Genomic DNA, 14,407 nt, shown 5'->3' on the forward strand with positions numbered 1-14,407 from the left:
TCCTACTCTCACGCCGGAAAGGTTGGAATCGGCCTTATAGAAGCCGAATCTCGCTGTCCCGCGCGAAATACTTGGCGAGCTCACGAAACCGAGTACGCCGCTGGCCGTGTCGAAATTCAGCTACTTACGCCACGGGCTGCTAAGGCCCTCTGCGCAATTTGCGCATTTTCCGCATGGCATCGCATTGGGATCGTTCAGTTCATGTGACAGGAACTGCATCAAGCAACCCCGGGTGTTGACGTACTCGCGCATGCGCTGCTGTTCCTGCCTCCGAAGTCCTTCGATGCGCGCTATACGGTCATGTGGCATAGCCCACCGGACTGCCGTCCGCGAAAAGCCTTGGTCTGTTGGCTGGATCGGAGCTGGAGATTCCAAAAGTAAGAATTTGATGACTTGCCCGAGTTTGCTCGAAGTTAGATTCAACTCCTCTTCCAGTGCATTCATTTTCAGCGGCGCTTGAGCCCGGTCAAGGACTTCCAAGACCTGCTTAACTTCGGCTTCCGACGGGAATGCAGTCCGAATGAAATAGTCAGCGATAGCGTCGTCCTCGCTTCCACTGAGCAAAATGCCGTAGGCGTTCCCCAGAGCCCGACCAGCGCGCCCGACCTGCTGATAATAATGAACAACCGAAGCTGGCCGCTGGTAATGAATCACAAAACCGAGATCGGGCTTATCGAACCCCATACCCAATGCGACTGTCGCGACGAGTACTTTTACTTCATTGCGTAGCAACCCGTCTTCGAGGCGCTCCCGCTCATTGCTTTCCATGCGGCCGTGGTAAGCGACAGCATTGATGCCGCGAGTCTGCAACCAAAGCGCGAGAACAATTGCATCTCGAACCGTAAGCGTATAAATGATTCCACTTCCTGGAAGCCGCGGCACGTGGTCAGCGATCCACGCCAATCGTGCAGCTCTTGCTGGAATATGGATGTTTTGCAGGCGCAAGCTTTCACGGGTGAGCGGGCCGCGAATCGCTACAAGATTCGGCCCTAGTTGCTCGATGATATCGGCAACAACACGATCGTTCGCCGTCGCCGTCGTCGCCAAAGCTGCGATGTTTGGCGGAAGGGCGCGTAGGATACGAACGATGCGCCGATAGTCGGGACGAAAATCATGGCCCCAGTCTGATATGCAGTGTGCCTCATCGACAACGAGCATGCCAATGCGGCCTGCGATCGGTAACAAGAAGTTGTTTACGAAGTCTTCGTTGGCCAATCGCTCGGGAGAGATTAGCAGCACATCTACTTCGCCCCTCCGTAATGCGACTTCAACTCGCGCCCATTCCTTCGCATTTGTTGAATTTATCGGCTCAGCACGAACGCCAATGCGGCGTGCAGCCTGGATTTGATTGCGCATCAAAGCGAGCAACGGTGAAATCAGCAAAGTGCAACCCGCACCATTATCGCGAAGGAGTCGCGTCGCAAGAAAATATACAATGCTCTTGCCCCAGCCGGTACGCTCCACAACGAGGAGTCGTTCGCGGCGAGTCAGCGCTTCGATTGCCTCCCACTGCCCGGGTCGGAACCCACCATTTTCAATGCCGATGGCTATACGCAAGAGTTGGAGTGCCTTATCTTTCATGGGTTGCAGATCATGTTACAAGTTTTGCGGCGTGTGCGAACATCGGAGATCGCCCCCACCCCCAAAACCCCGCCCGCTGATATAGAATTCGGGTCTCTCTTACAGGCGGAGGTAAGTCATGGTCACGAGCGCAATTTCGGCCGATTTGAAGACGGTCCCAATCATTATCGGCGGCAAGCCGCGGACGTCCAACGGCAAGACGGCAGTGCAGACGAACCCGGCAACGGGGGAGGCGGTGGCGCTGATCCCCTACTGCACGAACGAAGAAATCTCGGCGGCGGTGGAGGCGGCGCAGCAGGCGTTTCCGGCATGGAGCCAGACGCCGGTGCTGCAGCGCGCGCGCATCATGTTCAAGTACCGGCAACTGGTGGAGCAGCACGCCGACGAACTGATCCGCCTGTGCACGGAAGAAAACGGCAAGACGATCGAGGAGTCGAAGGGCTCGTACCAGCGCGGCATCGAGTGCATCGAGTTTGCCGCCGGGGTGCCGTCGCTGTTGATGGGCGAAACGGTGGAACGCGTGTCGCCGGGAGTGGACTCGGCGTCCACGCGGCAGCCGCTCGGGGCGTGCGTGGGCATCACGCCATTCAATTTTCCGCTGATGGTGCCGCTGTGGATGTTTCCGCTGGCAATCGCGTGCGGCAACACCTTCGTGCTCAAGCCGTCGGACCGGGTGCCGCGCTCGGCGGTACGCGCGGCGGAATTGTTGTACGAAGCCGGACTGCCCGCCGGCGTCATGAACGTGGTGCACGGCGCGAAGGACGCGGTGGACGCGTTGCTGACCGACATGCGGGTGAAGGCGGTGTCGTTCGTGGGATCGAGCCCGGTGGCGAAGTACATCTACCAAACCGCGTCGGCGAACGGAAAACGGGTGCAGTGCCTGGCGGGCGCGAAGAACCACTCGGTGGTCATGCCGGACTGCGAGATGAAGTCGACGGTCGAGACCATTATGTCGTCGTCGTTCGGCTGCGCCGGCGAGCGCTGCGTGGCCACCAGCGTGGTGGTGGCGGTGGGCGAGGTTGGAGACCGGCTGGTGAACGAATTGATCAAGGCAGGCGATGCCACCAGGATCGGACCCGGCGACCGGCCCGGCTGTGGCATGGGTCCGGTGATTACGCCGGAAGCGCGCGAGCGGATCGTTGGGTACATCGAGCAAGGACAGAAAGAAGGCGCCAAGCTGGTGCGCGACGGTCGCAAGGACACCTGCGACGCCGGAGGCTATTACCTGGGTACGACGATCTTCGATAACGTGAAGCCCGAGATGCGGATTGCGCGCGAGGAAATTTTTGGGCCGGTGCTGTCGGTGATCCGGGCGCGCGATTTGAACCACGCGCTGGAGATTGTGAATGGCTCGGAGCACGGCAACGCGTCGTCGATTTACACCAAGTCGGGCGCGACGGCGCGGCATTTCGCGGCGAGCACGCAGACGGGCATGGTCGGAGTGAACCTGGGCGTGCCCGCGCCGGTGGCGGTGTTTCCGTTCTCCGGGTGGAAGAATTCGTTCTTCGGCGACCTGCACGCGCTGGGGAAAGACGGCGTGAGGTTTTACACGGAGACGAAAGTGGTGACGTCGAGGTGGCCGGAGTAGAACGAGTCGACGGTCGTTGGTCGATGGCCAAAAGCAGATTCCTCGCGGGACTTCGGTGCTTTGCACCTCGGTCACGACTGAAGTCGTGATCGACCGAGTCCGGCTCGGAATGACAGATTCTTAGGAAATGGTGAATGGCGCGGCTGCAAGGTGCCGTCCCTACGGGACTCGGTGTATTTCAAGGCAGCTTTCCCGGCACTTACGTGCCGGGCTAGGTTCTGTCGCCCCTTCGGGGCTCTGGGGTCACGAATTCGGCGAACCGAGAACCGCTAACCGTAAACCGACAACGCTTTCGCGGAGGAACTATGCCTCGCATGGTGCGGTGTGGACTGATCCAGGCGACGAACGTGCTGGGGGCGGATCAGCCGCTGGCGAAGATCAAGAAGGCGATGATCGATAAGCACCTGAAGCTGATCGAGCAGGCGGCCAAGCAAAAGGTGCAGGTGCTGTGCCTGCAGGAACTGTTCTACGGTCCTTATTTCTGCGCCGAGCAGCAGGAACGCTGGTACGAACTGACCGAGCGCGTGCCCGACGGTCCAACCACCAAGCTGATGCAGAAGCTGGCGGCGCAGCATCGCATGGTGCTGGTCGTGCCCGTGTATGAAGAGGAGATGACCGGGCTCTACTACAACACCGCGGCGGTGATCGATGCCGACGGCAAGTACCTGGGCAAGTATCGCAAGAACCACATCCCGCACTGCCATCCCGGGTTCTGGGAGAAGTTTTATTTCACGCCCGGCGACCTCGGCTATCCGGTGTTTGAGACGAAGTACGCGAAGGTTGGGGTGTACATCTGCTACGACCGGCACTTTCCGGAAGGCGCGCGCATTCTGGGGTTGAACGGGGCGGAGATCGTCTTCAATCCGTCGGCCACGGTCGCCGGCCTTTCCGAATATTTGTGGGAGCTGGAGCAGCCGGCGCATGCGGTGGCGAACGGATATTTTGTGGGCGCGATTAACCGCGTCGGCGTGGAGAAGCCGTGGGCCATCGGCGAGTTCTACGGCAAGAGCTACTTCTGCAATCCGCGCGGCAAGATCGTGGCCCAAGCGGGCCGCGACAAGGATGAACTGGTGGTTGCCGACCTCGATCTCGACATGATCGAAGAAGTGCGCCGCACGTGGCAATTCTTCCGCGACCGCCGGCCGGAGACGTATCAGCCGCTGACGTCGCAGTCGGGACAGGCGCGGACGGCCGCAGCAGCGGATTGAAGAATCAGTGGCCAGTGGTCAGTGGCTAGTCGTAAGCATCCGATCACTAATCACTGACCACCGGCACTGCTTTCGCGGCTCGCGATTCCGTGCACGGCACTGCACGGAATGGCGCCACAAGACTATGATCTGCCGGTCAGCAATCACTAGGTCACAAATCGCGGAATCACCCATGATCAAGACCATTATCGAGCCGTTCCGCATCAAGAGCGTGGAGCCCATCCGGTGGACGACGCGCGAGCAGCGCGAAGAACTGTTGCAAGCCGCGCACTACAACCTCTTTCTTCTGCCGGCGGAGGACGTGCTCATCGACCTGCTCACCGACTCCGGCACCGGCGCCATGTCCACCGAGCAATGGGCGGCGATGATCCAGGGCGACGAGAGCTACGCCGGCAGCAAGAGCTTCGACCACTTCCGCGATTCGGTGCGAGACATCTTCGGCTTCCGGCACGTGATTCCGACGCACCAGGGCCGCGCCGCCGAGCGCATCCTGTTCCACGTGATGTGCAAGAAGGGCGACGTGGTACCCAACAACACGCATTTCGACACTACGCGCGCCAACATCGAGTACGTCGGCGCCGAGGCAGTGGATCTGCCGATTGCAGAAGGCCGCCAGCCCTCACTGCTACATCCGTTCAAAGGCAACATGGATACCGGCGCGCTAGAGGAGCTGATTGGGCGCGTCGGACGTGAGCGCATACCGCTGGTGATGCTGACGGTCACCAACAATTCAGGCGGCGGGCAGCCGGTGGCGATGGAAAACGTGCGCACCGTCAGCGCCGTGTGCCGGAAGCACGGGATTCCGCTGTACTTCGACGCCTGCCGCTTCGCCGAGAACTCGTATTTCATCAAGCTGCGCGAGCCGGGATACGTCAACAAAGAGCCGAAGCAGATTGCGCAGGAGATGTTCGGTTACGGCGACGGCTGCACCATGTCGGCGAAGAAAGACGGCATGGCGAACATCGGCGGGTTCCTGTGCACCAACGACGACCTGCTGGCGCAGCAGGAAAAAGACCTGCTCATCCTGACCGAGGGCTATCCGACCTACGGCGGACTGGCGGGGCGCGACCTGGAGGCAGTCGCGGTCGGATTGCAGGAGGCGCTGCACGAGGATTACCTGCGCTACCGCATCACTTCGACGGCCTATCTGGGAAATCACATCGCATCGCAGGGCGTGCCCATCGTGCAACCGCCCGGCGGACATGCGATTTACCTGGACGCGCGCGCATTCTTGCCGCATATCCCGCCCGAACAGTTCCCCGGCGTCGCACTGGCGGCAGAGCTTTATGTCGAGGGTGGCATCAGGTCGGTCGAGATCGGCACGCTCATGTTCGGGGCGGCCGCGAGGATGGATTTAGTCCGGTTGGCGATCCCGCGGCGGGTGTACACGCAAAGCCACATTGACTATGTCGTGGAGATCATCCTGGAAGTGTGGCGGCGGCGCGAGCGGATTGGCGGCCTCAAGCTGAGCTACGAAGCGCCCTTTTTGCGGCATTTCACGGCGCGCCTGGAGCCGGTAGGGCGAGCCGTGGCGGCAAAGACTTAGCCACGGATGCGCACTGACCAGCACGGATCGGAATGAGAGCAGTTCCGATCCGCGAACTGCTGGAAGGTCCCGCCACTGGCGGCAGTAGGCACGGGAATGCGCGCGCCACTCTTCAGAATCGACATCACACCGTTATCCGCCAGCACCATCGCGTAGCCGCGGGTGTTGACTGTCTTCTTGTCCTACAGTTCGCGAAACGTGAAGTCGAGCCGGTAAAAATGCAGCGGCTAACTTCTGCGCTCTGGCTGGTTTCAGTTTCGGTTTCAGCAGGAAACGAGGCGTGATGGAAATTACGCCTTGGCGGTTCGAATGCTGTACGATAACGAGCTTTCATTCCAAGGTCTTTCGGTCTATCAGTCAATCGATCTATCGGCCCGTAGTGAGCGAATGAATGACCGAGCGGCCGGTATCCACAGACAAACGGGACTTCACGAGCAGAGGTCATTAAGAAGGAGAGGACAAGCACTCATGGGCAAGATTCGCGTAATCCAGTACGGGGTAGGGCCGATCGGCGCGGGCATGGTGCGCCTGATGCTGAGCAAACCCGCCATCCAGATCGTCGGCGCCATTGATGTCGATCCGAAGAAAGTCGGCAGGGACTTGGGCACGGTAGCCAACGCGGGACGCGAGATCGGAGTCAAGATCAGCTCCGATGCGAACGCGGTGCTGCGCTCCGGCGCCGACGTGGTGGTGCACACCACCTTGTCCCACTTGAAGTCGGTCTCCGGCCAGCTCACTGACTGCGTCAGCGCCGGGCTGCACGTGGTCTCCACCTGCGAGGAGCTGTCGTACCCGTTCCGCAAGCACCCCGAGCTCAGCAAGCAACTTGACGAGGTCGCGCGCGAACACAAGGTCGTGCTGCTGGGCACCGGCGTCAATCCCGGCTTTGTGCTCGACAAGCTGGTCCTGACGCTGGCCACCGCCTGCCAGAACGTGACGCACGCGAGCGGTCACCGCATCGTGAATGCCAGCCAGCGGCGCCAGCCGTTGCAGGCGAAGATCGGCTCCGGGATGACGGTGGAAGAATTCCACGCGCAGGTGAAGGCGGGCGTCATCAAGCACCACGGCCTGCCCGAGTCGGTGGGCATGGTTGCCGACGGACTGGGGCTGGAGGTCGCAAAGATCGAAGAGGTCATCGAGCCGGTGATCGCCAAAGAGCGCGTCAAGACTGACTACTTCGACGTGCCCGCCGGCAAGGTGGTGGGCGTGCGACAGGTGGCGCACGGGTTCTCCGCGGCGGGCAAGGTGAACGTGGACCTGGAGCTGGAGATGTATCTGGGCGCGCCCGATTCAGTGGACACGGTTAGCATTACGGGCACGCCGAACCTGACCCTCACCGTGCCCGGCGGAACCCACGGCGACCTGGCGACGGCGGCCATCACCGTGAACTGCATTCCCGCGCTGTTCGAGATGCGCCCCGGATTGCGCACGTCGAAGGACACGCCGATGTGCTTTTTTCCGGGCAGCTCTTAGCTTTTAGCTCTTAGCTCTTAGGTGCGCGGCAGCACGCTCACGTACCCCCAGCGCCGCCGCAGCGCTGACGTACATCACGAAGCACTCCAGCGCAAACGGCAGAAATCCCAGAAATCCCGGCGCGGGCATTTCGAAGATCTTCCACTCCTGGAACATAGGGAAGATGTAATGCCATTTGGCGGCGGCCCAGCTGTTCCAGAACTCCCACAGCCATCCGCAAACCCAGCCGGAAAGCAGCAGAGAATAGAACCGCCCGCGCCGGCCCTCGGCGAGATCGCCCAGCAGCGATGGCAGGCCGAGACGGTGATTGACGGGGTCGAGCAGGAAAACAAATCCCACCCAAATCAGCACGAACAGATAGGCCGCGATGCGTAGCGGGATCACCAGCGGAATGAGCAGGCACGCGGCGCCGAATACGACCATGGCGCGCTCGGTTGCTTGGGAAAATCGTAACGGACGTTTGCTCACAGGAGATCCGTTCCTCCCTTGCGGGACCTCAAAACCCCAAGGGGTTGATGTTCGCTGAGGCGGCACGACTGAAGAGGCTGTGGAAACGTTCGAAACAGCAGGTTCCTCGCGGGCTGAAGCTCGCTCGGAATGACACAAATCAAGGACTTGTTCGGCGCGGCTGAAGCCGCGCCCCTTCAAAGCGCCCCGCACCGCAGTTTTGTCAGCGAACAGTGAAGTCGTGCCCTGAGACACCCGGTCAAACCAGCCAAACGCCTCGATCAGGTCCGCGGTCTCCAGAATTCCCGGCGTGATGGTCGCGAACGACCATCCGTAGCCCAGGATCGCGCCTGCCCAGTTCTGGGGTACGCCGACGTAAGTCCAGTTGGCAAGCCGCAGGTTATAGGCCTCAAAGATGAGCCACAGCGGAATGGAAAGGAATGCGCACAGGAGGAACCGGCGCGAAGAGTCCTTCATGCGCGAGCGCCCGGTGATGGCCTCGACCATGGAATCCGCAAGCAGCAAATAGGCGGTCCAGGCAATCGGCGTGAAGTAGACGTTGACGGGCCAAACGTGGAGGAACATCAGAATTTCCGCCACCGCCAACAGCGCCATCCCGATCCAGCCGCGTACCGGCAATGGGGAACGCCGGTGACGCAGGAACTCAACCGCAAGCAAGAGTGCGGTGGTGAGCGTGATGGCAATGCCCAGTTCAGTCATGCGGAGCGGCGTGGCGAGGCACGCATCAAGATTACGGCAGACTGAGCCCTTGCGCCTTGTCCCTTATAACCCGCCGCGCGTGATCTTCATTCTTCGAGCTTCAAATTGCAATTCCGGTTTCCCCATGACCTCTCTCTGGATTCCCTCCGTTTGGGCGACGGCATTACCAGCTATTGAAAAAACCGATTGTCGATATCACATAAACTGGTGATAGACCTCACTGCCAACTCGCCCGCCTGGGACTGTAATCAGTTGTTAAGCGGACGGCGCCATGCGCCGCGAGGGACCCGATGAGTGACCAGCCGAAAGGCCAGAAGGACCACCTGCTCAAGTGCCCGCTGTGTGAAGGTCGCGGGGAACTACCCAAACAAGACTTATTGGAGCGGCTGAACGAGAGGGATCTCGGGCATAAGCTCGCCAGCTACGTTGAGAATTTCATCGTCGCCGACGAGAAAGCCGCCGAACCGGGGGCCGCGGACGCTTCCCAGCGGGATTTCAAGGACCACGTGAACGTATGGAACTGCACCCACTTTCTGTGGCGGCGCAGTCCCAAGGAATGACCGATTCCCCGGCGCACAGGGCGTCCGGGGCGCAAGCGAGGGTGCTGGTGTAACGCTGAGAGAAACCTATGGCGACGGAGACTGAAGTCATCCCAGAAATATTGGCCCAATTCGACCAGACGCGTTCCAGCCTGATTCCCATCCTGCAGGAAATCCAGAACAAATACAGGTACTTGCCCCAGCCGATGCTCCGGCAGGTGGCACAGAAGTTGGACGTGTCGCTGCCCGAGATTTACCACGTCGCGACCTTCTACAACTGTTTCAGCTTGGAGCCGGTGGGCCGCAACCTGGTGCAGGTGTGCTTGGGAACCGCGTGTCATGTGCGCGGCGCGCCCAAGGTTCTGGACCGGCTGCTCACCGACCTGAAGCTGCCGGCGCCGGGCACGACAGGGGACATGGAGTTCACGGTCCGGACGGTGCGCTGCGTCGGCTGTTGCGGCTTGGCGCCCGTGGTGCGCGTCAACGACAGCACTCACCCCAACATGACCCAGGCGAAGGTAAAAGGCATGCTGAGGAAGTACTACAGCAAGCCGGCGGCGCAGTAGTTGCGAGGACATGACATGCCAAGGCTGAATTCAATCCAGGAACTGGAGAAACTGCGCGCCGAATGTGTTGCCGGCGCGGATGCGCAGCGGCCGTGCCTGACGGTTTGCGCCGGCAGCGGGTGCAGCGCGGCGGGCGCCGAAGACCTGCTAGCAGCGCTGCGCAAGGCCGTCGAAAAAGCAGGCATGAAGGGTCAGATTGACGTCTGTGGCCCGAAGGCACCTTCTACAACAGGGTCACGGCCAGCAGCGCGGCGGACATCGTGGCCAGCGTCTGCAACGGTCACAAGCCGGTCGAAAAACTGCTCTACAAGGATCCGGTCAGCGGCAAGCAGTGCGTGACGGAAGAAGAAGTTCCCTTCTACGCCCGCCAGACGCGGGTGCTCTTCGCCAACAACGGCCGCATAGATCCCAAGCAAATTACCGACTACGTGCGCGTCGGCGGTTATGCGTCGGTTGCGAAAGTGCTGGGCGGCATGACGCCGGAAGGCGTAGTGGATACCGTGACTAAGTCCGGCCTGCGCGGACGCGGCGGCGCCGGCTTCCCCACGGGCATGAAGTGGAGCCTGTGCCGGGCCAATGGCAAGCCTAACGGCCACGGTGAGATCGAGCGCTACATCATCTGCAACGCCGACGAGGGCGATCCCGGCGCATTTATGGACCGCTCGCTGCTGGAAGGCAATCCCCACAGCGTGATCGAGGGCATGATCATCGGCGCCTTCGCGCTGGGCGCGAAGCAGGGGTTCGTTTACGTCCGCGCCGAATATCCGCTGGCGGTGAAGCACCTGCAGGTCGCGCTCACGCAGGCGGAGGAGTTGGGTCTGCTGGGCGACAACATTCTCGGTAGCGGGCTGAACTTCCGGATTCGCCTGGTACAGGGTGCGGGCGCATTCGTGTGCGGCGAGGAAACCGCGCTGATTGCGTCCATTGAAGGCCGAGTTGGCGAGCCTCACCCGCGTCCGCCGTATCCAGTCGAGAAAGGCCTGTTCGGCAAGCCCACGGTGATTAACAACGTGAAGACGTGGGCGTCGGTCGGGCACATCGTCAACCGCGGTCATGAGTGGTACTCCGCCATCGGCACGGAAAAGAGCAAGGGGACGATGGTGTTCTCGCTGGTGGGCAAGATCAACAACACCGGCCTGGTGGAAGTGCCGATGGGAATCACGCTGCACGAGATGATCTACGACATCGGCGGCGGCATTCCCAACGGGCGCTCGCTGAAGGCGGTGCAGATCGGCGGCCCCTCCGGCGGATGCATCCCGGCCGACCTGGTGGACCTGCCAATCGACTACGAACAGCTCACCAAGGCCGGCAGCATGATGGGTTCCGGCGGCATGGTGGTGATGGACGACTCGACCTGCATGGTGGACGTCGCGCGCTACTTCATGGAGTTTTTGGAAGAGGAGTCCTGCGGCCAGTGCTTCCCCTGCCGCCAGGGCACGCAGGAGATGAAGGCCATCCTGACTCGCATCTGCGAGGGGCGCGGCAAGGAAGAAGATCTCGACACCCTGCAAGACCTGGGCTGGCTGATGAAGGAGACCTCGCTGTGTGGTCTGGGCCAGACCGCCGCCAATCCGGTGCTGACCACGCTGCGCTACTTCCGCAACGAGTACCTGGCGCACATCCGCGACGAGGTCTGCCCGGCGAAGGTGTGCAAAAAGCTGATCGTTTACGAAATCAATCCCACGGTGTGCGACGGCTGCGGCGCCTGCGTCAAGGTATGCGCCGGCACCGCGATCCTGGGCGAGAAGGATCAGGCGCACAAGATTGACCAGGCCAAGTGCACCAAGTGTGGCGCGTGCATGGAAGTCTGCAAACCCAAAGCCGTGCTGGTTTCTTAGGAGCGATAACGTGCCGAAGCTGAGGATCAACGGCATTTCGGTGGAAGTGGAACCCGGCACCAGCGTGCTGGAGGCCATCCGCTTTCTCGGCCTTCCTATTCCAACGCTGTGCCACGACGACGGGCTGCGCGATATCGGCGCCTGCCGCCTGTGCGTGGTGGAAGTCAGCATGGCGGCCAACGGGCGCACCCGCCTGTTGAGCGCCTGCACGCTGCCGGCGCAAGATGGCATGGGGGTCCGCACCAATTCCGCCACCGTGCAGCGCGCGCGCAAGCTGCTGCTGGAGTTGTACGTCGCCACCTGCCCGCAATCAAAGCGGATCCAGGACTTGGCCAGCGAGTACGGGGTGCGGCAGGTGCGCTACCCTTCGAACCACGGGTCTAACGCCGGATCGTTGCCGACCGTGCCCCAATAATTGCCTCCTTTGTAGCTGTTCTGGAGGAAGTCCAGCATGTGATTGGGGGTATCCAACCGGTAGCCAAACAGACCGGGCACAAACACGCTGAGGGTTTCGATTTTAGGTTCGCTCCACGAGGTCGCGAAGAACCAATGCTGCGCTTTGGTCTCCGACCCCTGGCCGGTGCCGGCGATGCCGACGATGGCTGCGCCAATCAGCGCCCCGATGGTTTGCGTGGCGATGAACAGGGCGAATACGGCGATGACTGTCACCCGGCCGATGCCGCGCGCCGCCTTTGTCCAAACCGCTCCGCGGTCAACAACCACGGACCGGAAGAAGACAAAAGCTGCGACGAACACGCTGAAAATCACGCCAATATCCGCAGCTTCCATCACGTTGATGCCGACCGCCAGACCGGCGAGGGCCAGTCGCGTCCAACGGATAAACCAAGGCGTGCCGGGCACATTGGACACAACCAAGGCCAGGGCAAAGAAGTCCATGCCAAGGGCGATTTGTTGCGGGGCCACGCCCCAGCAGGCGTTGGCAAAGAAGGTCGAATTAAGTGTGGCGGCCAGCGCACCCAGGGTTGCCGCCAGCGGTGAGAGTTGCAGTTGCCGGAAAAATGTCCAGGCGCCAAGCCCTAAAATGAACAGCGCGGTCGGTGCGAGAAATTTCGCATACCCGACCGGTCCGAGCACCCAGTAAATGAAAGTGCTCGGGGCCGGAGCCATCGCGCCGCCGCTGACGCCAAGATCGTTGAGGTCATACCAGCTTCCCGCGAACGCGGCCGGCAGTTGGCGCCATGCCGCATTTTGTATCCCCAGCGGTTTCCTGCCGGTCACCGGGGGGAACATGCTGCAGGATTCGCTCACCGACGTTTACCGGAACTCGGACCTGTTCCGCACGCTGCGCGATACCACCCAGCGTGGCGGCAAGTGCGGGCTGTGCGAATACAAGAAGATCTGCGGCGGGTCGCGCTCGCGGGCGTACGCGTTGTCGGGCGACTTTTTGGCTGAAGATCCGCGGTGTATTTACCAGCCGCACCTGGCGGATGCGGTAGTGGGATAGGTCTCCTGCCTTCGGCGGCAAAAGAACCGGCGGCAAAAACCTGCCACCGGCGGCGCTCCTAATGCGATAATCGTGGCTCCCATGCGCACGCGCCGCATCCTGGCCCTGATCTGGCTGTGTTTTGTGGCGAGGCTGGCGTTCTACGCCGCCATGCTGCCCTTGTGGGAGGGGTATGACGAGTGGGCGCACTTCGCCGTGGTGCGCAGGGTGGCGGGCGGAGAGATCCTGGTGTCGCGCGAGGCGCGCATCCAGCAGGACGTGCAAGCGTCGCTGGACCTGGCGCCCGTCCCGTACGAGTTGCGGCGCCTGCCTCCGCCGGCGGTGATCCAGGACGATTTCTGGAGGCTGCCGGAAAGCGAACGGGCGCGGCGCGCGGCGGCGTTCGCGGCGATGCCGGAAAGCTGGCGCGCAGCCGACGGGCGCCTGGCCGCCTATGAGGCTCTGCAGCCGCCCCTCTATTATTGGATCGCCGCGCCGGCTTTGAAGCTGGCGCCTGCGGCGAGCCTGGGCGCGCTGCCCATGATGGTGGCCACCAGTTCGAGCAGTGCGGGATTGGCCTTGAATAGCGAGAAGAGCTGCACGCCCGCGGGCAGGTTGGCGAGGAAGAGGTCGAAATTGAGCAATGCCTGGTCGGGCGCCGCCGTATCGCCCAGGGACTTCAGCAGCGCGGGCATGAGCTCGGTCAGTAGTTCTCTTGCGCGCGCCGAAGTCGTCGAACGGAACCGGCCGTGGTGCCAGCGGCGTACGATCGCGGCTGCCGCGGAAACATCGTTGAAGCCGAGCCGCCGCAGGGCCCGGCCGCGCGCCGCGCCCTGACCATATTCGGGATTGCGGGCGCGATCGCGGGGTGGTGGTACGTGCGGAACCTGGTCGCCACGGGGACCCTCTCGGGGCTCAGCGAGGCGGTGATGCTGCGCGGCATGGGTGCGGGCGCCATGATCGCGCGCGCGGCCCACATCAACTGGCTGAAGGCCATCGATGGAATTCTGCTGTCGCACATCTACTTCGGCGGGTGGAGTTCGCTCACCGCGCGGAGCTGGATGTACCACGTGTTCTATCTGATGATTGCGGCTGCCGCGGTGGGACTGGCGCGGGGCAGACGGACAGGCCTGGAACCTGCCGCCACGTTCTACGCCTTCTTCTGGATAGGCCAGATGTACAACGTCGTGCTGCTTTATCTCTCCAAGGGCGTGGCGGTTTCCATGGGCTGGTACCTGTATGCGGTGATTGGGGCGGAGATCGCGGTTTGCGCCGCGGGCTTGCGGCTCTGGCGCCGGGTCCTGGCCGCGGGGGTGGTTCTTCTCGGCCTGCTCGACTTCTATACGGTGCATGCGCTGGCCATGCCGTACTACGCGGGAATCGTCGCTCACAAGGCGAATGGCGGAATTGCGGGTCTGCACCGGGCGGACCCGCGCGTTTTCGCCCAGGTGTTCTCC

General features: G+C 61.9%; 13 protein-coding genes and 1 pseudogene. 11 read left to right on the forward strand and 3 right to left on the reverse strand.

The features are described from left to right. Window positions 1-120: 120 nt before the first annotated feature. Window positions 121-1,581, reverse strand: coding sequence for a RecQ family ATP-dependent DNA helicase (locus tag LAN64_19535; GenBank protein ID MBZ5570023.1), 1,461 nt, complete (start codon window positions 1,579-1,581; stop codon window positions 121-123). A gap of 145 nt (window positions 1,582-1,726) precedes the next feature. Between LAN64_19535 and LAN64_19540 the strand changes: the two genes are divergently transcribed. The 4 genes from LAN64_19540 to LAN64_19555 all read left to right on the forward strand — a co-directional run bounded on the left by LAN64_19540 (window position 1,727) and on the right by LAN64_19555 (window position 7,396). Beyond that, window positions 1,727-3,169 (forward strand): CoA-acylating methylmalonate-semialdehyde dehydrogenase, encoded by a 1,443-nt coding sequence (locus LAN64_19540; protein MBZ5570024.1) that lies wholly within the window; start codon window positions 1,727-1,729, stop codon window positions 3,167-3,169. A gap of 305 nt (window positions 3,170-3,474) precedes the next feature. After that, window positions 3,475-4,377 (forward strand): acyltransferase, encoded by a 903-nt coding sequence (locus tag LAN64_19545; protein MBZ5570025.1) that lies wholly within the window; start codon window positions 3,475-3,477, stop codon window positions 4,375-4,377. A 175-nt stretch (window positions 4,378-4,552) separates the two neighbouring features. Then, window positions 4,553-5,923, forward strand: a complete 1,371-nt coding sequence (locus LAN64_19550) for a tryptophanase (GenBank protein MBZ5570026.1) — start codon at window positions 4,553-4,555, stop codon at window positions 5,921-5,923. 468 nt (window positions 5,924-6,391) lie between these two features. After that, window positions 6,392-7,396 (forward strand): dihydrodipicolinate reductase, encoded by a 1,005-nt coding sequence (locus LAN64_19555; GenBank protein MBZ5570027.1) that lies wholly within the window; start codon window positions 6,392-6,394, stop codon window positions 7,394-7,396. Window positions 7,397-7,399: 3 nt separating this feature from the next. Here LAN64_19555 and LAN64_19560 read toward each other — a convergent pair whose 3' ends face one another. Next, on the reverse strand, window positions 7,400-8,563 hold the full coding sequence (locus LAN64_19560; protein ID MBZ5570028.1) for a hypothetical protein: 1,164 nt from the start codon (window positions 8,561-8,563) through the stop codon (window positions 7,400-7,402). A 290-nt stretch (window positions 8,564-8,853) separates the two neighbouring features. Here LAN64_19560 and LAN64_19565 point away from each other — a divergent pair, with 290 nt between their 5' ends. The 4 genes and pseudogenes from LAN64_19565 to LAN64_19580 all read left to right on the forward strand — a co-directional run bounded on the left by LAN64_19565 (window position 8,854) and on the right by LAN64_19580 (window position 11,921). Beyond that, window positions 8,854-9,123 carry a hypothetical protein gene (locus LAN64_19565; protein MBZ5570029.1) on the forward strand — a complete coding sequence of 90 codons (270 nt, stop codon included), beginning with the start codon at window positions 8,854-8,856 and terminating at the stop codon, window positions 9,121-9,123. 68 nt (window positions 9,124-9,191) lie between these two features. Next, window positions 9,192-9,668: an NAD(P)H-dependent oxidoreductase subunit E gene (locus LAN64_19570; GenBank protein MBZ5570030.1), complete on the forward strand. Its 477-nt coding sequence runs from the start codon at window positions 9,192-9,194 to the stop codon at window positions 9,666-9,668. Window positions 9,669-9,683: 15 nt separating this feature from the next. After that, window positions 9,684-11,506 (forward strand): annotated as a pseudogene (locus LAN64_19575) (NADH-quinone oxidoreductase subunit NuoF). Window positions 11,507-11,516: 10 nt separating this feature from the next. Beyond that, a complete protein-coding gene (locus LAN64_19580) occupies window positions 11,517-11,921 on the forward strand; it encodes a (2Fe-2S)-binding protein (protein ID MBZ5570031.1) in 405 nt (134 codons plus the stop codon). Here LAN64_19580 and LAN64_19585 read toward each other — a convergent pair. After that, on the reverse strand, window positions 11,867-12,757 hold the full coding sequence (locus LAN64_19585; protein MBZ5570032.1) for a hypothetical protein: 891 nt from the start codon (window positions 12,755-12,757) through the stop codon (window positions 11,867-11,869). The two genes, LAN64_19580 and LAN64_19585, sit on opposite strands and share 55 nt — an antisense overlap. Here LAN64_19585 and LAN64_19590 point away from each other — a divergent pair. From LAN64_19590 to LAN64_19600, 3 genes are all read left to right on the forward strand, one after another. Next, window positions 12,756-12,971 (forward strand): hypothetical protein, encoded by a 216-nt coding sequence (locus tag LAN64_19590; GenBank protein ID MBZ5570033.1) that lies wholly within the window; start codon window positions 12,756-12,758, stop codon window positions 12,969-12,971. The two genes, LAN64_19585 and LAN64_19590, sit on opposite strands and share 2 nt — an antisense overlap. 72 nt (window positions 12,972-13,043) lie before the next feature. After that, window positions 13,044-13,787 carry a hypothetical protein gene (locus LAN64_19595; protein MBZ5570034.1) on the forward strand — a complete coding sequence of 248 codons (744 nt, stop codon included), beginning with the start codon at window positions 13,044-13,046 and terminating at the stop codon, window positions 13,785-13,787. 41 nt (window positions 13,788-13,828) lie between these two features. Further along, the coding region (locus LAN64_19600) for a hypothetical protein (GenBank protein MBZ5570035.1) at window positions 13,829-14,407 on the forward strand (579 nt) is incomplete at its 3' end.

It is taken from the genome of Terriglobia bacterium (assembly GCA_020073185.1).
GTDB lineage: Bacteria > Acidobacteriota > Terriglobia > Terriglobales > Acidobacteriaceae > JAIQGF01.

Excerpts from the sequence above, each read along its gene's own strand:
- LAN64_19565 (MBZ5570029.1), top strand. The coding sequence starts at position 8,854 with ATGAGTGACCAGCCGAAAGGCCAGAAGGACCACCTGCTCAAGTGCCCG.
- LAN64_19570 (MBZ5570030.1), top strand. The coding sequence starts at position 9,192 with ATGGCGACGGAGACTGAAGTCATCCCAGAAATATTGGCCCAATTCGAC.
- LAN64_19545 (MBZ5570025.1), top strand. The coding sequence starts at position 3,475 with ATGCCTCGCATGGTGCGGTGTGGACTGATCCAGGCGACGAACGTGCTG.
- LAN64_19585 (MBZ5570032.1), bottom strand. The coding sequence starts at position 12,757 with ATGTTCCCCCCGGTGACCGGCAGGAAACCGCTGGGGATACAAAATGCG.
- LAN64_19590 (MBZ5570033.1), top strand. The coding sequence starts at position 12,756 with ATGCTGCAGGATTCGCTCACCGACGTTTACCGGAACTCGGACCTGTTC.
- LAN64_19535 (MBZ5570023.1), bottom strand. The coding sequence starts at position 1,581 with ATGAAAGATAAGGCACTCCAACTCTTGCGTATAGCCATCGGCATTGAA.
- LAN64_19560 (MBZ5570028.1), bottom strand. The coding sequence starts at position 8,563 with ATGACTGAACTGGGCATTGCCATCACGCTCACCACCGCACTCTTGCTT.
- LAN64_19555 (MBZ5570027.1), top strand. The coding sequence starts at position 6,392 with ATGGGCAAGATTCGCGTAATCCAGTACGGGGTAGGGCCGATCGGCGCG.